The organism is Roseovarius aestuarii (assembly GCF_019966515.1).
Lineage (GTDB): Bacteria > Pseudomonadota > Alphaproteobacteria > Rhodobacterales > Rhodobacteraceae > Roseovarius > Roseovarius aestuarii.
The window spans coordinates 17,065-38,419 of sequence record NZ_JAIMIB010000002.1 but is presented as its reverse complement, the minus strand read 5'-3'; the positions used below and the strand labels follow the sequence as shown (position 1 = coordinate 38,419).

The 21,355-nt window shown below is 59.6% G+C and carries 19 protein-coding genes; 11 read left to right on the top strand and 8 right to left on the bottom strand.

Annotated features, from left to right (window positions below; genetic code table 11):
* Positions 1 to 62 precede the first annotated feature (62 nt).
* The 3 genes from LC334_RS03280 to LC334_RS03270 all read left to right on the top strand — a co-directional run bounded on the left by LC334_RS03280 (position 63) and on the right by LC334_RS03270 (position 2,265).
* Positions 63 to 485 (top strand): DUF1489 family protein, encoded by a 423-nt coding sequence (locus tag LC334_RS03280; RefSeq protein ID WP_085798834.1) that lies wholly within the window; start codon positions 63 to 65, stop codon positions 483 to 485.
* A gap of 388 nt (positions 486 to 873) precedes the next feature.
* Complete coding sequence (locus tag LC334_RS03275; RefSeq protein WP_085799148.1) at positions 874 to 1,437, top strand: outer membrane protein; 564 nt, start codon at positions 874 to 876, stop codon at positions 1,435 to 1,437.
* Between the two features lie 303 nt (positions 1,438 to 1,740).
* Complete coding sequence (locus LC334_RS03270; protein ID WP_085798833.1) at positions 1,741 to 2,265, top strand: outer membrane protein; 525 nt, start codon at positions 1,741 to 1,743, stop codon at positions 2,263 to 2,265.
* Between the two features lie 30 nt (positions 2,266 to 2,295).
* On the opposite strand, the gene LC334_RS03265 is transcribed toward LC334_RS03270, so the two are convergent.
* From LC334_RS03265 to hisS, 4 genes are all read right to left on the bottom strand, one after another.
* Entirely contained in the window at positions 2,296 to 3,468 is a 1,173-nt protein-coding gene (locus tag LC334_RS03265; RefSeq protein ID WP_085798832.1) for a mandelate racemase/muconate lactonizing enzyme family protein, read from the bottom strand.
* Positions 3,469 to 3,586: 118 nt separating this feature from the next.
* Positions 3,587 to 4,282, bottom strand: a complete 696-nt coding sequence (hisG, locus tag LC334_RS03260; RefSeq protein WP_085798831.1) for an ATP phosphoribosyltransferase — start codon at positions 4,280 to 4,282, stop codon at positions 3,587 to 3,589.
* Positions 4,279 to 5,364, bottom strand: a complete 1,086-nt coding sequence (locus LC334_RS03255; protein WP_085798830.1) for an ATP phosphoribosyltransferase regulatory subunit — start codon at positions 5,362 to 5,364, stop codon at positions 4,279 to 4,281. The genes hisG and LC334_RS03255 overlap by 4 nt, the downstream gene beginning before the upstream one ends.
* Positions 5,364 to 6,935, bottom strand: coding sequence for a histidine--tRNA ligase (hisS, locus tag LC334_RS03250; RefSeq protein ID WP_085798829.1), 1,572 nt, complete (start codon positions 6,933 to 6,935; stop codon positions 5,364 to 5,366). Before hisS ends, LC334_RS03255 begins: the two co-directional genes overlap by 1 nt.
* 110 nt (positions 6,936 to 7,045) lie before the next feature.
* On the opposite strand from hisS, the gene LC334_RS03245 reads away from it, so the two are divergent.
* On the top strand, positions 7,046 to 7,243 hold the full coding sequence (locus LC334_RS03245; protein ID WP_085798828.1) for a SlyX family protein: 198 nt from the start codon (positions 7,046 to 7,048) through the stop codon (positions 7,241 to 7,243).
* A 21-nt stretch (positions 7,244 to 7,264) separates the two neighbouring features.
* Here LC334_RS03245 and LC334_RS03240 read toward each other — a convergent pair whose 3' ends face one another.
* Both LC334_RS03240 and dnaE read right to left on the bottom strand, forming a co-directional pair.
* Positions 7,265 to 8,128: a hypothetical protein gene (locus LC334_RS03240; RefSeq protein WP_139836284.1), complete on the bottom strand. Its 864-nt coding sequence runs from the start codon at positions 8,126 to 8,128 to the stop codon at positions 7,265 to 7,267.
* Between the two features lie 127 nt (positions 8,129 to 8,255).
* Complete coding sequence (gene dnaE, locus LC334_RS03235; protein ID WP_085798826.1) at positions 8,256 to 11,783, bottom strand: DNA polymerase III subunit alpha; 3,528 nt, start codon at positions 11,781 to 11,783, stop codon at positions 8,256 to 8,258.
* A 409-nt stretch (positions 11,784 to 12,192) separates the two neighbouring features.
* Here dnaE and LC334_RS03230 point away from each other — a divergent pair, with 409 nt between their 5' ends.
* The 5 genes from LC334_RS03230 (at position 12,193) to LC334_RS03210 (ending at position 17,260) form a co-directional block, all read left to right on the top strand.
* The gene (locus tag LC334_RS03230; protein WP_085799147.1) at positions 12,193 to 13,710 is read left to right on the top strand and encodes an ABC transporter ATP-binding protein; all 1,518 of its coding nucleotides are present in this window, start codon (positions 12,193 to 12,195) and stop codon (positions 13,708 to 13,710) included.
* A 48-nt stretch (positions 13,711 to 13,758) separates the two neighbouring features.
* A complete protein-coding gene (locus LC334_RS03225; protein WP_085798825.1) occupies positions 13,759 to 14,844 on the top strand; it encodes an ABC transporter permease in 1,086 nt (361 codons plus the stop codon).
* Positions 14,841 to 15,071, top strand: coding sequence for a hypothetical protein (locus tag LC334_RS03220; RefSeq protein ID WP_085798824.1), 231 nt, complete (start codon positions 14,841 to 14,843; stop codon positions 15,069 to 15,071). The genes LC334_RS03225 and LC334_RS03220 overlap by 4 nt, the downstream gene beginning before the upstream one ends.
* A gap of 161 nt (positions 15,072 to 15,232) precedes the next feature.
* Entirely contained in the window at positions 15,233 to 16,153 is a 921-nt protein-coding gene (locus tag LC334_RS03215) for an ABC transporter permease (protein ID WP_085798823.1), read from the top strand.
* A 33-nt stretch (positions 16,154 to 16,186) separates the two neighbouring features.
* Positions 16,187 to 17,260 carry a BMP family ABC transporter substrate-binding protein gene (locus LC334_RS03210; RefSeq protein ID WP_085798822.1) on the top strand — a complete coding sequence of 358 codons (1,074 nt, stop codon included), beginning with the start codon at positions 16,187 to 16,189 and terminating at the stop codon, positions 17,258 to 17,260.
* Between the two features lie 143 nt (positions 17,261 to 17,403).
* Here the strand turns inward: LC334_RS03210 and LC334_RS03205 are convergent, their stop codons facing one another.
* Complete coding sequence (locus LC334_RS03205) at positions 17,404 to 18,015, bottom strand: DUF3885 domain-containing protein (protein ID WP_085798821.1); 612 nt, start codon at positions 18,013 to 18,015, stop codon at positions 17,404 to 17,406.
* 843 nt (positions 18,016 to 18,858) lie between these two features.
* A complete protein-coding gene (locus tag LC334_RS03200) occupies positions 18,859 to 19,500 on the bottom strand; it encodes a Hint domain-containing protein (protein WP_085798820.1) in 642 nt (213 codons plus the stop codon).
* A 334-nt stretch (positions 19,501 to 19,834) separates the two neighbouring features.
* Here LC334_RS03200 and LC334_RS03195 point away from each other — a divergent pair, with 334 nt between their 5' ends.
* Complete coding sequence (locus LC334_RS03195) at positions 19,835 to 20,497, top strand: DUF938 domain-containing protein (RefSeq protein ID WP_085798819.1); 663 nt, start codon at positions 19,835 to 19,837, stop codon at positions 20,495 to 20,497.
* The gene (locus LC334_RS03190; RefSeq protein WP_085798818.1) at positions 20,497 to 21,285 is read left to right on the top strand and encodes a glycoside hydrolase family 25 protein; all 789 of its coding nucleotides are present in this window, start codon (positions 20,497 to 20,499) and stop codon (positions 21,283 to 21,285) included. The genes LC334_RS03195 and LC334_RS03190 overlap by 1 nt, the downstream gene beginning before the upstream one ends.
* Positions 21,286 to 21,355: the final 70 nt, after the last annotated feature.

Here is a 21,355-nt window from a genome sequence, read left to right as displayed (position 1 = left end):
AATAGCTTGAAGCCTGCGGCATTTCCACTACTCTATGTGGCCCAAGGGGGGATTCTGTGGCGATGATGCATCTGCTCAAACTCAGCGTCGGCACCGAAAGCGTCGACGGGCTGGCCGAGTGGTATAAAACCAAACGGGCACAAGGCCCCGATGGGCTGCCGCGCCATGTCACCCGCATGTGGCCCAAGCGCGAGGCGGAAATCCTCGAAGGCGGTAGCATCTTCTGGGTGATCCAGGGCTTCATCCGCTGCCGCCAGCGCGTTCTGCGGTTTGACGAGGTGATCGGCAGCGACGGCATCCGGCGTTGCGCTTTCGTGCTTGCGCCAGAGCTGATCCGCACCACGAGCGTCAAACGCCGTCCGTTCCAGGGCTGGCGCTATCTCGATCCGGGTGATGCCCCGGCTGACCTGCCACGCACGCGGCTGAGTGATGACACGCTGCCAGACGATCTTTCGGCGGCACTGGCAGATATCGGCGTGCTCTGACACATTGGTACGCCGCCCAAATCGCCCCGTGAGGGCGGACAGGGAGGGTGGGCGGGCGCCCGAATGGGGCGATCCTCACCGAGTAAATCCCGCAAAACCGTGTCAGATGGGAAACCTCGCCTTTAGATCCAGTGGTCACGCACGAATACCACTAGAATGTTGCGCAAACGCCTCAATTTCCTGCGGAAACCCGCCGGTCAAACAGCCATTTTCCGCGCAGATCTGACCACAAAATTTTGTGATCGGAACTTTTACCGACCCGCTCTTGTTTTACCTCATGGGCACATCAAATACCGCCTTATCAGACACGGCACAAAAGACCGGCGATCCTGCCGGATGCCGCGCAAAACCGCCCTGCGAGGGGCACCGAAATCAAGAGGACGTTAACATGTTCAAGAAGATTACACTCGCCACCGCCGCCTTGGCCCTGGCAACCGCACCGGCCCTTGCGGGTTCGCCTGAACCCGTCGCGACGGAACCTGTCATCGCTGCACCCGCTCCGGCTCCGGCGTCGCCCGACTGGACTGGCTTCTACGGCGGTGTCGAGCTGGGCTACGGCAACTTTAACGCGTCGCCCGGTGGTGACGAAGACGAATTCATCGGCGGTATCATCGGCGGCTATGATTGGGATCTGGGAAACTGGGTTGTGGGCGTTGGTGCTGACTACGATTTCGCCGGTGGCGACATCGAACAGATTGGCCGCCTGAAAGGACGGGCCGGTTACAAGATTGGTCAGGGCCTGCTTTACGGTACCGCTGGCTACGCCTATGCAGATTCCGATACCATCGGTGACGACGACGGTTACGTCATCGGCGCAGGTTACGAGCACCTGATCGCTCAGAACTTCAGCCTGGGTGGTGAGGTTCTTTACCACGAGTTCGACAATTTCAACTCCACCGGCGTTGATGTTGATGCCACCACGGTTCAACTGCGCGGCACCTTCCGCTTCTGATCGCCTCACCGCAGGCAAACATCGCGCCCCCGGCAATCACCGGGGGCGTTCTTGTGTGAGCACGTCATCTAGACCAATATTACATCGTAAGTATTTGTTATAAATATATAAACATGAAAATATTATACTGCACCGAAGCGCTCTCGTTTACGCAGTTCACCGAATTTTCACTATCTGTTGAAGAAACCAGACCCAGGTGACGATTATATGCTACACTGGTTTGGTGTTGAATAGGTTTCCATCCAGAGCCTCGGCGCACTGCCCGTTTACGGGCTTGCGCGCGTTTTAAGAAGGTCGCCGGATATGAAAAAGATTGCCGCTTTTCTCGTTTTGTCCGTGTTGCCGGCAGCATCGGCTTTTGCGCAATCCAATGATTGGACAGGTGCCTATGCCGGGATTCAGTTGGGATTCGCAGATGTCGAGACCAACCTGGCCGGTGTAAACGGCGAAGGCAGCATCGGGGGCATCACCGCAGGCTTTGATTGGGATCTGGGCGCTTGGGTTGTCGGGCTGGGTGCCGATTACGACTTTGCCGACATCAGTCTGGGCACCACCGCCGATCTTGAAGAGGTCTGGCGGATCAAATTCCGCGGCGGCTACAAGATCGGCCAGGGGTTGGCCTATGGGACGGCAGGATATGCCAACGCCGATACGGACACCCTGGGCGACGATGACGGCTACTTTATCGGCGCGGGATATGAACAGCCGCTGACGCCGAATTTCAGCCTCGGCGGCGAATTGCTGTATCATGAATTTGATAACTTCAATTCAACCGCGACCGACGTTGACGCCACAACTGTACAGGTTCGCGGCACCTTCCGGTTTTGACCGCGGTAGCCTGACAGCTGCGAAAACACATTATCGCTTCAGAAAGCTACCGCCATAATGCGCGGACGTGCTCTCTGCTGGAAAGGCGCCCTCATCACGGTAGCGTTCGTGGCAGCGCATCAGGGCTTTATGGTCAAGCACCACCCCCAGCCCGGGCCCGTCCGGCACAGATAAGCCGCCGGATTTCGGCTGCATTGGTCCGCCCTCGACCACATCATCCGCATACCAGCGCTGCAATGTCTGGCTGGCGTCATGCACATGCCGGGCAGCGGCGGAAACCTGAAGGTAGGCGGCGCTCCCAACACCACTCTCGCCACTGTGAAACCGAAAACCGACATTAAACGTCTCGCATGATCGGATGAATGCCATTGTCGCCGCAATCCCACCCAGCTCATTCAGATTAGTCACGATAGTGTCTGGCGCGCCCAGTTCAACGGCGCGGCGCAGATCAATCCGGTGGCTTGACAGGTTCATGTCGGTAAATTCGCGCAAAGCCGCCATTTCCTCATAACTTTCAACCGGCTCCTCAATCCAGCTGATGTCGTAGGGTGCCACACGCGTCAAAGCCCGCTTCGCTGTCGGCAGCGTCCAGACACCATTGGCATCCATCCGCAACTCGCGATTTCCAATCGCCGCGCGAACCTCACGCATCATCTCAACCTCGGTGTCCAGGTCCACGGTCGCCAGCTTGCCCTCGAAAATCCGCGCGTCATGCTCGTCGATCATTCGGGTGCAAAACCGCGCGATCTCCAGCGGGGTCGCCTCACCGGGGTGCGACGGTCCGGGCAACCGAAAGGCGAAATATTCGGTCAGCGGTACAAAGTCGCGATGCTTGCCGCCCAGCAGATGCCAGATCGGCAGGTTCTCGGACTTGCCGCGCGCATCCCATAGCGCCATTTCGATACCCCCAAAGGCGCGCCGCTTTGCCAGCAGGTTATCCCAGGGCGTGCAGGCCATGCCCGGCACGACCCTGCGCTCGATCTCGGAAATAAGCCGAATATCCAGACCAATAAGACGCTCGGCCAGTGTCAGCACGTCGGCGCTGCGGTCGCCATCGGCACATTCGCCTAATCCCACCACTCCCTCGGTGGTTTCCACCTCGATAATGGTCTTGGTCAGCGAAGCAATTGCACCATAGCTGAACCTGTATGGTGCCACGAAAGGGATGTTCACGGGGGTGGCCCGGATGGTCCTGATCTTCATGGCAACAGCATTGCAAAAGACTGGTTAGAAGGCAAATCCGCGCCGTCAGGCGCATCGTCCCGCTAGGACGGACAGGGAGGGGTGGGCGGGCGTCCGAGCGGGACGATCCACTCTCGCATCAATCAATGCCCAACAGGCGTCTCATGGCGCGCATGGTCTCGCGGTTCTCCTGTCCCAACGGCGCTGCGACCGACTGATACAGCGTCGCCTGGGATTTCAGCACCAGCCCATCCTCAAGCAGCTTAAGGTGATTGGCCCGTAACGTATCGCCGGTCGATGTGATATCGGCAACCGCCTCGGCCGTCTCGAACTTGACCGTCCCTTCGGTCGCCCCCTGACTGTCGACTAGCTGGTAATCGGCCACGCCGTGATCGCGCAGGAAATCCCGCACCAGCCGATGGTACTTGGTCGCAATCCGCATCCGGAACCCGTGCGCCTGACGGAACGCCGCCGCCACCGCATCGAGATCATCAAGCGTATTGACATCAACCCAGGCCGCGGGCACCGCCAGCACCAGATCTGCATGACCAAACCCCAACGGCGCCAGTTCCTTGACGCTCGTATTCCACTGCCCCAGCTTTTCACGTATCAGATCGGTGCCGGTCACACCCAGATGAATGCGCCCGGCAGCCAGTTCGCGCGGCACCTCACCGGCCGACAACAGCACCAGTTCGACATTCCCAATCCCCTTGACAAAGCCTGCATATTCCCGATCTGACCCGCTGCGCCCCAGCACCACGCCGCGATCACCGAACCAGCCGAATGTCTTTTCCATCAACCGCCCCTTCGAGGGCACGCCCAGCTTGATACTCATGACGCCCCCCCGAGGGCCACGACCAGCCCGGGGCGGATCACACCACCCACGGCCGGGATCTCGCGCCCCTGCCCCAACTGTCTGGTCAGCGCATCATAGCGCCCGCCACTGGCTACCGGCGGCAATTCCGGACGCGAGGCCGCGTAAAACCCAAACACGAACCCGTCGTAATACTCCATCTGGGTGCGTCCGTAAGAGGCCTCGAAATCCAGCGCCTCGACATCAACGCCCCGCGCAGCCAGAGCCTCAAGCCGCCCTGCCAGACGATCGACCGCGCCTGAAATCGCGGGTAGGTCGACAGCGATATCGCGCAGCCGCTCCAGGGCATAGCCGCTGGTTTCACGCACGCCCAGTACCGCGTCGATCAACGCCACTTCGTTTGCCGAGATCGGCGGCGTCACTGCATCCTCGCGCAGCACCTTGATCCGCGCGGCAATCTCTGCCTTGCTGCGCAGCCCGATCACCGGCGCCAGCCCGGCCATCGGATCATCTGCGGCCAGCAGCGCGGCCCGGCTTTCGGGCACCGTCGCACGGCCAGAAAACCTGTCGATCAGCGCCCTGAACCGGCGCGGACGCCAGATATGACGCCGCAGTGCCGCCTTGCGCCGGTCACTGGTCTGCAACCCGTCCACAGCGGCCATCAGGATACCGATATCCCCGGTCGCCGCCCGCAGGCCCAGCGGTGCCAGCATCTGATGAAACAGCGCAAAGACCTCGGCATCGGACGCCGCAGGCGCGTCGCGCTCGAAAATCTCATAGCCAACCTGGATGTATTCGCTGGCCCGCTCGGGATCATCCTCCTGCCGGCGAAACACCTCGCCCGCATAGGTGTAACGCGCCGGTTCGGCCCCGTGGGCCATATGCATCTGCACGACCGGCACGGTGAAATCCGGCCGCAACATCTGCTCGCCTCTAAGGACATCCGACGTCACATAGGCACGTCCGCGAATGTCTTCGCCATAAAGGTCCAAAAGCACCTCTGCAGGCTGCAGGATCGAGGCTTCGACCGGCATCGCCCCCGCCGCCTCAAAAAGCCCGCGCAGCCGTGCGGCTTCGGCCTTGATCGCCGCGCGTTCCGGCATCAGCCCTGCCCGTCCAGAATTTCTTTTACCTTCGCCACAAGCTGATCGCGCGGCACTTCGAACTGGCTGGGGCGTTGCTTCCACTCCTCCAGCGTCGCGTTCTCGGCAATCTGTGCCCCAAGGATCAGATCCTTGATCTGGACAACATCGCGATCGAATTCATCGCTGCCCGCAATCACCGCAAGCGGGCTGCCACGCCGATCGGCATATTTCATCTGGTTGCCAAAATTCTTCGGATTGCCCAGATAAATCTCGGCCCTGATATTCGCCTTACGCAGCTTGCCCACCATGTCCTGATAATCCGCCATCCGGTCGCGATCCATGACCGTGACCACGACAGGCCCCACGACCGTGCCGCCGATCCGGCCCTTTTCACGCAGCGCGGCCAACAGGCGGTCAACGCCGATGGAGACACCGGTCGCAGGAACCGCCTGCCCGGTGAACCGCTTGACCAGATCATCGTAACGCCCCCCGCCCGCGACCGAGCCAAACTGCCGCTTGCGTCCCTTCTCGTCGAAAATCTCGAAGGTCAGTTCGGCCTCAAAAACCGGACCGGTGTAATAGCCGAGGCCGCGTACGACAGAGGGATCAATTACAATACGGTCGAGACCATAGCCGCCCGCCTCCAACAAACCAGCGATTTGCTCAAGCTCGTTTACGCCTTCTACTCCTAAATCACTGTGGGCAACAACTTCGCGAAGTCGCTGAATTGTTTCTTCGTTGCTCTCACCCCTAGCGTTAATAAATGCTAAAAAACCGTCGATAATGTATGTTGGCAGATCTAGGCCCGGAATAAACGCACCAGATTGGTCTTTACGCCCCCCACCTAAGAGTTCTGCCACGCCCTCATCGCCGATTTTGTCGTGCTTATCCAACGTTCTAAGCACGTCATCTGTCAACGAAGCCATTCTCTCTTGCAGGAGAGTTGCAGATTGATTTCCCATAGGTGAAAGACCATCAGGAAACGCATTGTCCAGCTGAATGGAAAAGACACTCTCGATAATTCCGTTCAGCACCTTCCGGTTATTCACCCGCACCAGATAGTCGCCGCGCGGTATACCGACCTCTTCCAGCGTGTCGGCGAGCATGGCGCACACCTCGGCATCCGCCGCCATCGAGGTCGTGCCGACCGTATCCGCATCGCATTGATAAAACTGGCGAAACCGTCCCGGGCCGGGTTTTTCGTTGCGCCAGACCGGACCCATCGCGTAGCGTCGATAGGGTATCGGCAGATCGTTGCGGTGCTGGGCATAGACGCGCGCCAGCGGTGCGGTCAGATCATAGCGCAACGCCAGCCAGTCTCCGGGCATTTCGCCAGATTTCTCGTCCGCGGCATCCTCTTGCCATGCGAACACGCCCTCATTCGGGCGGTCCACATCGGGCAGGAACTTACCCAAAGCCTCGACCGTCTCAACCGCCGAGCTTTCCAGCGCGTCAAAGCCATAGCGATGATAGACCCCGGCGATCTTTTGCAGCATCTCGGCGCGCTCCGACACCTCGGCACCGAAATAATCGCGGAACCCCTTGGGCGTCTCGGCCTTGGGGCGGGGCTGTTTTTTATCCTTTGCCATGAGGCATTTTCCTTGCGGCTGGTCTTTGCGGCGCGGTCTATCGGATGGGCCGCGCGGGGGCAAGCGGCGGCGTTATTGCCAGTGCGCCGATAAAACGCTAGATCGGGGCCATGAAACGGCTTGAAGAACAGATTGCCCACCTAACCCGCTCGGTCGACGAGCTGTCGGACGTTATCGCGCGTCAGGAAACGGAATTGGCAATCCTCACCCGTCGCGTACAGATGCTGATGGAACGCGAGGCCGAGCGAGAGGCCAATGTGGGCGGTCAGGTCGTGCTGGGCGGCGATGAACGCCCACCGCACTGGTAGAGCCAAGCAGATCCGGCCGCGCTAGCCCTTGATATCCTGCGCCATCAGTTTTCCGCTATGCAACAGCAGGTTCGACCAGCGCTGATTGTCGCCAAAATTTTCATAGATGCTCAGGAAAACCGTATCGTTTTCAAGTCTGCCCAGCTTGTTTCCACAGGGTTTCCTGCGCGGCACGCCGCACACCCGCGCCTTGACCTTTTCGTAGGCCCTGTCGGTATCGCTATAGGGCTGCACCTCGGCGGGCAGGCCATAGCGAAGCTGCTCATGCATGCCGACCGATCCGAACACCGCCAGCGACGCGGTAAACTGCCGGGCACAGCCATCGGCAAAGCCGGTCAGATAGAACGTGTGCGGCACCGTATTGCCCGGGTCGCTGTCGTAGAGTTTATGGCGCGGGCGGCGTTCGGGGTATTGCGCCACCTTCTTACCCATGCTGCGTTCCGATAATTCGCAGACGCTGGCAATGCGGCCATAAGGAAGCCGTATGTTCTGGCTGTTTCCGGGCGCGATCCGGGGGGCAGTGTCATCGTTGCGGTCAGGCGCAAACAGCGCGGCGAGGATGCCGCCCGGTTTCCTGGGTACCTCGGGTAGTTCGGCGGTAACGCCGTAAGCCTCTGGCGGAAACTCCTTGTCGGCAGGGGCGGGTTCCTCCACGGCTGCCGGGGTGGCCTTGGAATCCTCAGAACGCTCATCGTTCACGTTGCTGCCGAAGAGGCGCGAGAAAAGACCCGTACCTTCCGCCGTTTCACGCTGGCCATCCGGGATCGCGCTTAGCGTGGTGGTGTCCTCTGGAATATCAGCGTCAGACAGGCGCGGCATGGTCGCCATCGGATCCCCACAGGCAACGAGCAGCATAACCGCAGACAAAGCAATAAAATGTCTCACCAGTCCCCCCCCAAACAAACCGTTAACCTTTTACACCCGCGCTCCATAGCGCAGGCGGGGGTCGCAGGTCTAGTCTGAGGAAAAGACAAGGACTACGGTACGACTTGAGCTAGGGCCGCGATGCGGATCAGACTTCTTCGACCGTGACAACGCCATCCAGGCTTTTGATGGCGCCTTTAATCTGTGGGTTAACCGGAAATTCCTGTCCGGAATCAACTTCAACTTCACCCGGCAAGCCCCTATCCAACAAGCAAAATAAGATTGGTCCTCGGCCTACATTCTTTACCGTATCGGCTGCCCCTTGCAGCACCGACGCGACCGATGGGATTACCTCGGGCGTCTCCACGAAGATGCGCAAGCCGACCGCACCGGCATCGGCGACAATCCCGTCAATCGGCTGTACCGAGCGGGCCAGAAGCTTGAGTTGTTCGCTTTCCATCGTCGCCTCGACGGTGATCACCACCTGCGATCCGGTGTCCAGATATTCGCGCGATTTCTCAAGCGTTTCCGAAAACATCGTCACTTCATACCCGCCGGTCGTGTCACTAAGCTGCACAAAGGCAAACCGGTTGCCGCGGGCTGATTTACGCTCCTGCCGTCCCGCCACGACACCCGCCATCTTGGTTACTGCAGCCCCGCGTTCGGCCTGCGCCATGACCTCATCCAGCGTTTTTACATCCTTGCGTCGGAGCACAGTCATGTAGTCGTCCAGCGGATGGCCCGAAAGATAGAACCCAACCGCTTTGAATTCTTCGGTCAACCGTTCGGCAGGCAACCAGTCGTCAATCGGTGACAGGCGCGGATCCGGCAGGTCGTCGCCCGCCTCTCCAAAAAGCGACACCTGATTGGAATTCCGCTGTTCATGGATCGCGGCGGAATAGTTCATCAGCCGCTCGACAGAATCAAACACACGGCGGCGGTTGCGATCCAGCTCGTCAAACCCGCCTGCCCGTGCCAGCATTTCCAGCGGGCGCTTGCCGATGCGCTTCAGGTCCACCCGCCGGGCGAAGTCGTAGAGCGTGACGAAAGGTTTGTCAGTGGCCTCGCCAGCGTGCGCTCCGGCACGACGCGCCTCGGTGATCAGCCGCATGGCGTCTGCCCCGACGTTCTTGAGCGCGCCCAGCGCGTAATGCAAAGAGCCCTGCTTGACGCTGAACGTCGCCTCGGACCGGTTCACGCAGGGCGGCACGTAGGGCAGATCGAGGCCCTTTTTCACTTCCTCGAAGTAAACAGCCAGCTTGTCGGTCAGGTGGATATCGCAGTTCATCACCCCGGCCATGAATTCGACCGGATGATTGGTCTTCAGCCAGGCGGTCTGATAGCTGACCACCGCATAGGCCGCCGCGTGGGATTTGTTGAAGCCGTAATTGGCGAATTTGTCCAGGAGGTTCCAGACCTCTAGCGCAGTCTTGTCATCGACGTCGTTTTCCTTGGCGCCCTTGATGAATTTGGGCCGTTCCGCATCCATCGCTTCCTGGATTTTCTTGCCCATCGCCCGGCGCAACAGGTCCGCACCACCAAGTGAATAACCCGCCATCTCCTGCGCGATCTGCATCACCTGTTCTTGATAGACGATGATGCCCTGCGTCTCGTCCAGAATATGGTCAATCGATGGGTGCAGCGTTTCGCGGTCCGAAAGATCGTTCTTCACCTCGCAGAATTTCGGAATATTCTCCATCGGACCCGGACGATAGAGCGCCACCAGCGCGATGATATCTTCGATGCAGTCAGGCTTCATCCGCTTGAGCGCATCCATCATGCCCGAGCTTTCGACCTGGAACACTGCCACCGTCTGGGCGCGCGAATAAAGCTCGTAAGTCTTGGGATCATCCAGCGGGATCGCGTTGATCTGGTTCTCAGCCCCCGGCGCCGGCTGATAGATCGTGCTGCCATCGGCAGCTATATGCAGGTCCCGACCCTCGCCATGGATCTGTTCGATGGCGTTCTGGATCACAGTCAGGGTTTTCAGCCCCAGAAAGTCGAATTTGACCAGTCCCGCCTGTTCGACCCATTTCATGTTGAACTGGGTGGCAGGCATGTCCGAGCGCGGATCCTGATAGAGCGGCACCAGCGCATCGAGCGGTCGGTCGCCGATCACCACGCCCGCCGCATGGGTCGAGGCGTTGCGCAAAAGTCCTTCGACCTGCATGCCGTATTTCAGCAGCCGATCCACGACCTCTTCGTTTCTCGCCTCTTCACGCAGGCGATCTTCCTGCGCCAGCGCTTGTTCGATGCTGACCGGTTTGACGCCTTCCACCGGGATCATCTTAGACAGACGGTCGACCTGCCCGTATGGCATCTGCAACACGCGTCCGATATCGCGCACCGCCGCTTTACTCAGAAGCGCACCGAAGGTGATGATCTGCCCCACCCTGTCGCGGCCGTATTTCTCTTGCACGTATTGGATCACCTCCTCGCGGCGATCCATGCAGAAGTCGATGTCAAAGTCGGGCATGCTAACCCGCTCGGGGTTCAGGAACCGTTCGAATAGGAGCGAATAACGCAGCGGATCAAGGTCGGTGATCGTCAGCGCGTAGGCCACGAGGCTGCCCGCGCCCGACCCCCTGCCCGGCCCCACCGGGATGTCACGATCCTTGGCCCATTTGATAAAGTCGGCAACGATCAGGAAATAGCCGGGAAAGCCCATGCCCTCGATGATCCCCAGCTCAAACTCCAGCCGTTTCTCGTATTCCTCGACCGAGGTCGCATGGGGGATGACCGCCAGCCTTTCTTTCAGCCCCGCCTCGGCCTGACGGCGCAGCTCGTCCACCTCGTCATCGGCAAATTTCGGCAGGATCGGATCGCGGCGATAGGTGCCAAAGGCGCAGCGCCTGGCGATTTCCACCGTGTTTTCAATTGCTTCCGGCAGGTCGGCGAACAGCGTCGCCATTTCCTGCGGCGATTTGAAGTAATGCTGATTAGTCAGCCGTCGGCGCGGCTGAGATTGATCCACATAGGCGCCCTCGGCGACGCAGATCATCGCATCGTGCGCCTCATACATCTCGGCCTTGGGGAAATAAACGTCGTTGGTGGCCACCAGCGGCAGACCCATGCCATAGGCCATCTCGACGAACCCACGCTCGGTCAACCGCTCAGTCTCGGGCGCGCCATCCTCGCCGGGATGCCGTTGCAATTCCACATAAAACCGGTCGCCGAAGGCCGCGTGCAACTCGCGCATCAGCGCCTCTGCCGCCGGGGACTGACCCGCCTGCAAAAGTCGCCCCACCGGGCCATCTGGCCCGCCGCTAAGGCAAATCACCCCCTCGGCATGGCCCTCAAGATCGGTCAGCGTGACATGAGGCAATTGCCCGTCATCGCGCAGATAGAGCGCCGAGTTGAGTTTCATCAGGTTTTCATACCCGCGCTCGTTCTGCGCCAGCAAAACCAGCGGCGCGGGCGGCTGGGTCTTTTCACCGGGGGCCGCCTGAGCAGAGCCGAAATCGACCTGGCAGCCCATGATCGGCTGAATGCCCGCACCGCTGGCCGTGACGGAAAACTCCAGCGCCGAGAACATGTTGTTGGTGTCGGTCACCGCCACTGCGGGCATGCCGACATCGGCACAAAGCTTGGGCAGCTTTTTCAGCCGTACAGCCCCTTCCAGCAGGGAATATTCAGTGTGAACACGAAGGTGGATGAATCGGGTCTGACAGCTCATGACTGGCATCCTATGACAGCCCCGGGCCTGCCACCATCCCCTCTCTTCGGCATTTTTCACCAGGCTGACTAAGGATATTTTCAGGCTCAAGTTTAAAGACCTGCAAACGGATCAGATTAATCGAAGCAATCAGCTCAAATCGGCTTGAACTTGCTCGATTTATCGGCGGCGACCGCCTCTCACAAAAGGAGGTCATGCACTCAAACGCGCGATTGATCCAATGCTTGCCAAAAGGGGATGTGCCCGCGTAGCCTGACAGACGGGAAAGCCCGCGATCCTCTGCGCCGCATCGAGGATCGCAGATAAAGAGGCGGAGGTAAGGCGGCGGAATACGCGTGATGAAAGACTTCTTTCTACTGCGGGGGAAAACAGTGGAAATATGCGCCATCCTGCTGGCAAGGCCGGGCACATGAGCACACCGCTCCTGACGATCAGCGGGCTGACCAAGGCTTATCCGGGCGTTGTTGCCAACGACAATGTGTCTTTTGAGATTGGCGCGGGTGAAGTGCACGCGCTTCTAGGCGAAAACGGTGCGGGCAAATCCACCCTGGTCAAGATGATCTACGGGCTGGTCAAGCCCGACAGTGGTACAATGACGTTTAAGGGGGCGGGCTTTGCCCCGTCCGAGCCGCGCGCCGCCCGCGCTGCTGGCGTGGCGATGGTGTTCCAGCATTTCTCACTTTTTGACGCGCTCAACGTAGCCGAAAACGTAGCACTTGGTATGGAAACTCCACCCAAGCAAAGCGATCTGGCCACGCGCATTCGCGAGGTCAGCGAAACCTACGGGCTGCCACTTGATCCCACTCGCATGGTGGGCGACCTTTCCGCCGGAGAGCGCCAGCGGGTCGAGATCATTCGCTGTCTTTTGCAGGATCCCAGTCTGTTGATCATGGACGAACCCACCAGCGTTTTGACCCCGCAAGAGGTTGAAATCCTCTTTGCCACCCTGCGCAAACTAACCGCCGAGGGGGTAGCTATCCTTTATATCTCCCACAAGCTCGAAGAAATCCGTGCGCTTTGTGATGCCGCGACGATCCTACGGTTGGGTAAGAATGTCGGTACCTGTATACCGCGTGACACCTCGGCGCGGGAAATGGCCGAGATGATGGTCGGCAGCGCCTTCGAAGCCCCTGCCCGCGCTGGTCGTGAACTGGGCGAAGTGGCGCTTGAGGTGGCGGATTTGTCGCTGGTCTCCCCCGGCGCTTTTGGCACCTCGCTGAAGGGGGTCAGCTTTTCGGTGCAGGCGGGCGAGATCTTGGGCATTGGCGGGGTGGCGGGCAACGGACAGGACGAATTGCTCGGCGCGCTTTCCGGTGAATTGCTGAGTGACGCGGAAGCGGTGAAACTGAAAGGCCAGCCGATCGGCCGCATGAGCCCGACCGCGCGGCGCGAGATGGGGTTGCTCAGCGCGCCCGAGGAACGGCTGGGCCATGCCGCCGCGCCAGATATGAGCCTGATTGAAAACGCGCTGCTGACCGGGGCGCAACGTGAGAACCTGATGACACGCGGCTTTCTGAAATGGGCCGACACGCGCGGGTTTGCCGAGAAGATCATCAAGGAATTCGATGTCCGCACCCCGGGGCCGGAAAATGCCGCGCGCTCGCTGTCGGGAGGCAACCTGCAGAAATTCGTGATCGGCCGCGAGGTGCTGCAACGCCCCGAGGTGCTGGTGGTGAACCAGCCGACCTGGGGCGTGGATGCCGCCGCCGTCGCCTCGATCCGGCAGGCGCTGCTGGATCTGGCCGCAGGCGGGACGGCGGTGATCTGCATCTCACAGGATCTGGATGAGCTGATGGAAATCTCCGACCGGTTCTGCGCGTTGAACGAGGGGCGGCTGTCGGGCATCCGCCCGGCACAGGGGCTGAGCGTCGATGAGATCGGCCTGATGATGGGCGGCGCCCACGGGATGGAGGTCGCGCATGTCTGATCGTGCGGATTTTGACTATTTTTGCCCAGAAGAAGCAGGAGCGCGGCTATGCTGAAGCTGGAGAAACGTCCCCAGCCCTCGGGTTTCTGGTCCTGGCTGACGCCGCTGATTGCGGTTGTGGTGACGATGATCGCGGGCGGCTTGCTGTTCGGCCTTCTGGGCAAGCCGCCGCTGGAAGCCATCCGCACGATCTTCTGGGAGCCGATATTTGGCGAGTTTTCCTTTTATTATCGCCCGCAATTGCTGGTCAAAGGCGCGCCGCTTGTTCTGATCGCCATCGGCCTCAGCCTGGGGTTCCGCGCCGGCATCTGGAACATTGGCGCCGAGGGCCAGTATATCATCGGCGCGATCTGCGGCGCCGCCGTGGGCCTTGCGTTTTATCCCACGGAAAGCTTTATTATTTTCCCGCTGATGGTGTTGGCGGGCCTGCTTGGCGGCTGCGCCTGGGCGATGATCCCGGCGCTGCTGAAAGTGCGCTTTGGCACCAATGAAATCCTGGTCTCGCTGATGCTGGTCTATGTGGCCGAGCAGCTTCTGGCCGCAATGGCGCTTGGGCCGCTGAAAAACCCCGAGGGTTTCGGTTTTCCGGGCAGCCGCAACCTGCAGCAATACCCCTCGGCGCATAATGCCGAGATCATTGCCGGATCGGGCATGCATTGGGGGGTCGTCGCCGCATTTATCGCGGTGATCTTCGCCTATATCCTGCTCAATCGGCACATTCTGGGCTATCATATCCGGCTCACCGGGCAGGCGCCCCGCGCCGCGCGTTTTGCCGGGGTGCGCCCGCGCCTGCTGATCCTTTTCTGCCTCGGCACCTCCGGTGCATTGGCCGGGTTGGCGGGGCTTTTCGAGGTCGCTGGCCCCTCGGGACAGATCAGTATCGATTTCAATGTGGGCTACGGCTTTACCGCGATTATCGTGGCGTTTCTGGGCCGGTTGCATCCGGTAGGCATTCTGCTGGCAGGTCTGCTGATGGCGCTGACCTATATCGGGGGTGAGATTGCGCAGTCGAACATGGGCCTGCCCGCCGCCGCGATCCAGCTCTTTCAGGGCATGCTGCTGTTCTTCCTGCTGGCGGTGGACGTGCTGACCAATTTCCGTGTTCGGTTCAAAAAGGTGGAGGTGGCGCAGTGAGCAATATCGTCCTTGCCGCGTTAGTCATCATGGCCGCCACTTCGACATCTGCGGGATACATATGCATGGGGTTTGACGCGCAAATTGGTGACAGGGACAGCTACATCGCGTCAGAAGCGGTTTTCCGGCTGTCTCTTAGAAAGACCGAAACAGGAGAGCATATCGTGAATGCCCGTGGCAAGTGGTTTGACGGGGCGGGCTTCGAAGCGAACGGTGATTGGACCTAGGCAGCGAACAAAATGCTTCATGTTAAGCTTGGCAACACACCTGATAAGACCAAATGGTTGGGCAGCGCTACACAGGGCGACCCCATTGACTTCATCATGAGACCTCAACCCAAGAACGATCAAGACCGCTTTGTTCGCTGTTTACCCACGGAACTGTATTGATGGATCTTTCCTCGATCAACCCGATCCTGCTACTGGCCTCGCTGATGGTCGCCGCCACGCCGATCCTGATCGCCGCATTGGGCGAACTTGTAGCCGAACGCGCGGGCGTGCTGAACCTTGGCGTCGAGGGGATGATGATCACCGGCGCGATCTGCGGCTTTGCGGTGGCGGTCGAGACCGGATCACCGCTGCTGGGCTTTCTCGCCGCCGCCGTCGGCGGCGCACTCCTTTCGTCCCTCTTTGCCCTGCTCACCCAGTTTGCGCTGGCCAATCAGGTGGCCTCGGGCCTTGCATTGACGCTGTTCGGGCTGGGGCTGAGTTCACTGATGGGACAGGGCTATGTCGGGGTCAAACCGCCGCCGACGGCCAAGCTCGATATCCCGCTGCTGGGCGATATCCCGGTGCTGGGCCCAATCCTTTTTGCCCATGACCTGATGGTCTATGTCGGCCTGGCGCTGGTGCTCGCAGTCTGGGCGTTCCTGAAATACAGCCGCGGCGGGCTGATCCTGCGCGCGGTCGGGGAAAACCACGAGGCCGCCCATGCGCTTGGCTACAAGGTGGTGCGGGTGCGGGTCATGGCAATCCTTTTCGGCGGCGCCTGTGCGGGGTTGGGCGGCGCCTATATCAGCCTCGTCCGGGTGCCGCAATGGACCGAAGGCATGACCGCCGGGGCGGGCTGGATCGCGCTTGCCCTCGTGGTCTTTGCCAGCTGGAAGGCGGGGCGCGTGCTGCTTGGCGCCTATCTTTTCGGCGGCGTCACCGTGCTGCAGCTCAACCTGCAGGCGGCGGGGGTTGATATTCCGGTCGAGTATCTTTCAATGTCGCCCTATCTGATCACCATTCTGGTGCTGGTCATCATGTCGGCGGACCGCGCCCGCGCACCCGCCTCGCTTGGCCGCATCTTCCACGCTTCGGGCTGACGCCCCAACAAGACAAAACAGGGAGAGAACCATATGAAACTGACGAACCTTCTGACCGGCGCTGCGCTGGCCCTTGGGCTGGCGACAAGTGCCGGCGCCCAGGACAAGACCAAGGTAGGCTTCATCTATGTCGGCCCCATCGGCGATGGCGGCTGGACCTATGAACATGACAAGGGCCGCCTTGCGGTCGAGCAACATTTCGGTGACGCGGTAGAAACCGTCTATCAGGAAAGCGTGCCCGAAGGCGCCGACGCCGAACGCGCAATCACCCAAATGGCGCTGCAAGGCGCGGACCTGATCTTTACCACCTCGTTTGGCTATATGGAGCCGACCTTGAGCGTGGCGGGCAAATTTCCCGACGTGAAGTTCGAACACGCCACCGGCTACAAGACCGCGCCCAACATGTCGGTCTATTCCGCGCGCTTCTACGAAGGCCGGGCCGTGCAGGGCCATATCGCAGGCAAGATGACCAAGTCGAACGTGATCGGCTATATCGCCTCCTTCCCGATCCCCGAGGTGATCCGTGGCATCAACTCCGCGTATATCCACGCCAAACGCGTCAATCCGGATGTCGAGTTCAAGATCATCTGGGCCTATACATGGTTCGATCCCGCGAAAGAGGCCGATGCCGCCACCGCGCTCATTGAACAGGGTGCCGACGTGATCCTGCAGCATACGGATTCGACTGCCCCGCAGGCGGCGGCCGAGAAAGCCGGCGGCGTGATCACCTTTGGCCAGGCCTCGGACATGGGTGAATATGCGCCCTTGCCGCGCGTCAGCTCGATCATCGACAACTGGGCGCCTTATTATATCGCCCGCACACAGGCGGTGATGGACGGCACATGGGAAAGCGTGAACACCTGGGACGGCATCGCCCCCGGCATGGTTGAAATCGGCGAGATCAGCGATGCCGTGCCTGCCGACGTGAAGTCCGAGGCGCTGGCAATGAAAGACGCGATCGCGTCGGGCGATTACCACCCTTTCACCGGCCCGCTGAAAAAGCAGGACGGCAGCGACTGGCTGGCCGATGGCGAAGCGGCAGACGACGCCACGCTCGCAGGCATGAATTTCTATGTCGAAGGGCTGGAAGGCGACATTCCACAATAACCCCCGACGCGCCATCACCCAAACCCCCGCTCAAGCGGGGGTTTTCTGATGCGTATGAATTTCTGCAAAGAGCCCGAATTACAGAATGCTGCAGCCTGCGCGTATGTCGGCTTCGTATCATTCGCTGCTTTCGAAAACGGCCCTCATACGTGAGATGTCGTATTCGAGCAGCCATGATTTATGGGTCTCATACAGGTCGGAGAGATATTCTTATCCATCGAGACAACATCCATTCCACGATCGTCATATGGATGGAGCGCAATGTTCCTCTCAAAATCAACGATGTATATCTTCGCTTGAACAGTTGGCCTGACCCCGAGTTCTGAGCCCAGAGCGAGCCAAAGGACCTCTCGAAGCCTATCCCGTCCATCGAGTTCCGCAGCGTCCCAATGGCGATAAAGGTCTGAGCCTAACTCCTTGCTTTGGTTTTCGTCCTGTTGAGGAGTAGCCCCAAGGTATCTAAATGAAGCGCTACGAATCCCACAAAGTTTAAAGGGCTTAAGACGCTTCTTTTTTGGCAAGTCATCACTATACGAAGAGGACAGTAGCCAAAGGGACTTTGATTTCTCAAACAGCTCTGAAGAGACAGCATCAGCTCGTTCAAAGGCTTGGATGAAGCGTTTAATCGGACGAGAGGTCGAAACTTCCTCGCCACCCAACTCGAAGCGGAGGCCGATCTCGAATTCGTAGAACATCGCATGCGGAAATTCATCACATGTGAATGCGCTTTCGAACTGTTGAATGACATTTACCATGCACGTTGTCTAAGAGCTTGGAATACCGTGCGCAACAATGACCTACGCCAGCTAAGTCTGCGCCCCAGATATTGATGTGATTTCAGTGTACGCAATCTGAAGCAGGAATTGGGTTGTCGAAGGCCAATGGCAGCTATGTCCGCGACGCGGAAAAGCGGTGACCGACGTTTCTGTCCAACGGATATTGTAGACTAACATACAACAGGTGGCCTGTTCCGCGTCCTTCGCGGTCAGCGTCGTTGGTCACCACCCAAGATCGGTACCGCTTTGGGGAATGCTAGCGAAGGGCGGCGATCCTAAACCCGGCAAAATCACCTGTGGTCGCTGTGAGCCCTTGGCGTATTTCGCACTCCGGCCCGGAATCAAGGCGCTTGCACCGCCGGGCAGAGCCCGGTCGCCCCATGGGCGGGCTCCTTCAAGACGTAATGCAACCTTCATTTGTTGGATGAGTACCTCGCAATAAAGCAGCAGATTTAGGCGTCCCGATGCCTACCCGCGGCCGGGCACCTCCCTCTGTTGTGCCAAATGTTGACGGTGGCTTTCTACGCTTAACCACCTTTCGCGCGGCGCCCTGCTTCCAGCGGATAAACATGCGCCCGCCGCCGTACTGCCCTTATGGTTGCCCTGTTAACAACCCGCGCAAACTGGCCCGTTATACGGCTCAAATCCATACGTAAGCCATACATGAGTCAGCCAAGAAATTCCATGATGATTCAGGAGATTAACTCGATTCTTGGTGATTTCGAAGCTGAGCGGTATTCCGGCCCGAAAACCGGCCTTAGCGATCGCAATACCGGGAAAGCCCGGAAACGAACCTGGGCCTCTAGCTCGGGCGGTTCTTGCTCAGGCGCAATCGGGCCGGTAGGCGCGCGCCTGGGCAGTGGGATGCGGCAAGCCGGGATAGGCGCAGCGCTTGGGCGAGATATGAGGAAATATCTCCATCAACTCATCGCGCGCCGCCACGTCCATTTCGGCGATCGACTTGGGAGACGGTCGGAAACTTTCGACCGGCAACCCCTCAGCGCAGAATACTTCCTGATTGTCGAAGATCAAGTTGTAGTAGGTCACGGTTTCCTCGCCCATATCGACGAAGGCGTCATCACTGACCTCAGCCAGGGCGCCAACACGCATCAGGCAGGATTGCACATCGGCGACGCCGGAAATCCGGTAGCCGGGGATCAGGGCGCGGTGGCCGCAGGCGATCCGCAGATCGCGCATCGGCATCATCGGACCCACGGCGCGCGGTTTGAGACGGATGGGCGCCAGATCAGGCCGTTCGCGCATTTCAGCGGCATTCACGGTGCGGCGCCAGATCATGCGCACGGGTTGCAATCCATTGTCGCGGGTGACGACCATGTCACCGGGATGCAGGATCTCAACATGGCGTGCGCCCAGCGGGGTGCGTACGTTCGCCTCGCCGCATAAACCGGTCAAATAACGTTTATCTGTTCTTGTTGCAGTCGGCAGTTCCGCGACAAAGCCCATCGTCCGCTCCTCCAATACCCTTCAAGTAATAACATTTCAGGGTTAATACGCCGGAAATTAGGTACGAGTGTGGACAGATTGTGACAGGGCATGCAAACCCGGCATTCGATACGAAAAATCCTCAAAAAAACATGCGTACTCTTACATTTGGGCAACGCATTCAAATTCAGGCTCACGGGATCACCGCGGGTTTCTGAAAAAAAATTTCGTAAATTGCAGGTTAATACCCTGGAACATCGCCAGCTGGAGAGAAGTCGCTGAAAGCCTGAAAACGGCCTTTTCCTTCGGGCGCCTCCGTGACAGTCTGAAGCCTCGCATCTGGGACAACAAGGCCATGAACCAAAGTCGGCAAGTACCACCCAATGCGTCGGTCGCGGAAAAGATCGACAGCGACCGGCTGCACGCCCCGTCGGCCGAACGCAACATGCAGGCCCTCTGTGATGTGGTCGTTAGGTTCGCACCCAAACGCGGGAACGCGATCGAGATTGCCAGCGGTACCGGCCAGCATGTGGCGCATTGGGCACCGCTCCTGCCCGGCCTGATCTGGCAGCCCAGCGATGTGGACGGGCAAAGGCGCGCCAGCATTGATGCCTGGGCGACGGATGCGCCTAACATTCTGCCCGCGACCCATCTTGACGCCACCAAGGTCGGATGGGCCAACCAGCACGCAGCGCAGACCCTGATCGTGCTTGTTAACCTCTTGCATCTGATCAGCACGCCCGAGGCCCGCACGCTTATCTCAGAGGTAGGCCAAGCGCTTACCCCAAACGGGCGCTTCGTCCTTTATGGCCCTTTCTTGCGGAACGGCATAGCCATCTCCGATGGTGATGCCAGCTTTGACGCCAGCCTGCGGGCGTCAGACCCCGCAATCGGTTACAAGGATCTGGATGACATTCGGCACTGGTTGGCCGACGCAGGGCTTACGCTCATCGCAACAGTTGACATGCCTGCCAACAACCTGACCCTGATCAGTGAGCGCCCAGCGGAGACACCCTGATGCCACGACTTGCACATTTGCTTCTTCCCTTCCTGCTTGCCTGCGCCTCCGCGCTGCCGGCCTATGCCCAGACCAGAGCCGACGCAGGCACGCCCGCAACCGTCCGCTTTGGGGATAGCAAGCCGGTCAACTGGACCGGGCGCGCGCCAGACCGCTACCAGATACACGGCATTGATGTCGCGCGTTTTCAGGGCGAGATCGACTGGCGCAAGGCCCGTCGCGCCGGGGTCAGCTTTGTCTTCATGAAAGCAACAGAGGGTGGCGACCTGCTGGACCCGCTGTTCAAGGATCACTGGCGCGGCGCCAAACGGGCGGGCATTCCGCGCGGGGCCTATCATTTCTACTATTTCTGCACCCCGCCCGAAGTGCAGGCCCGCTGGTTCATCCGCAATGTTCCCAAAAACAAGGGCACCCTGCCCCCGGTGCTCGACATGGAATGGAACCCGTTTTCGCCCACCTGCGCCAAGGTCCGCCCCCCGGGGCATGAGGTGCGGCGCCAGATGAAAGTGTTCATGGACATGGTTGAGCGTCGCTATGGCCAACGCCCGATCATCTACACCACACCGCAATTCTACCGCGATGCGGGCCTCGACCGCCTCAAGAACGAGGAATTCTGGCTGCGCAGCACCGCGAAAACACCGGCACAGGCCTATCCCCAGCAGCGCTGGAGCTTCTGGCAATATAGCGGTACCGGCCTCATCGACGGAATCGGCAAAGAAGTTGATCTGAACGTCTTTGCCGGAAGCCCAAACAACTGGTCCGCTTGGCTGAAAGCACGCCAGCGATAAAGTCAGCCGTCAGACAAGCAGTAATTTAGTTACGACAAATGTACGTGACGACATAATACGAGATTTTCGC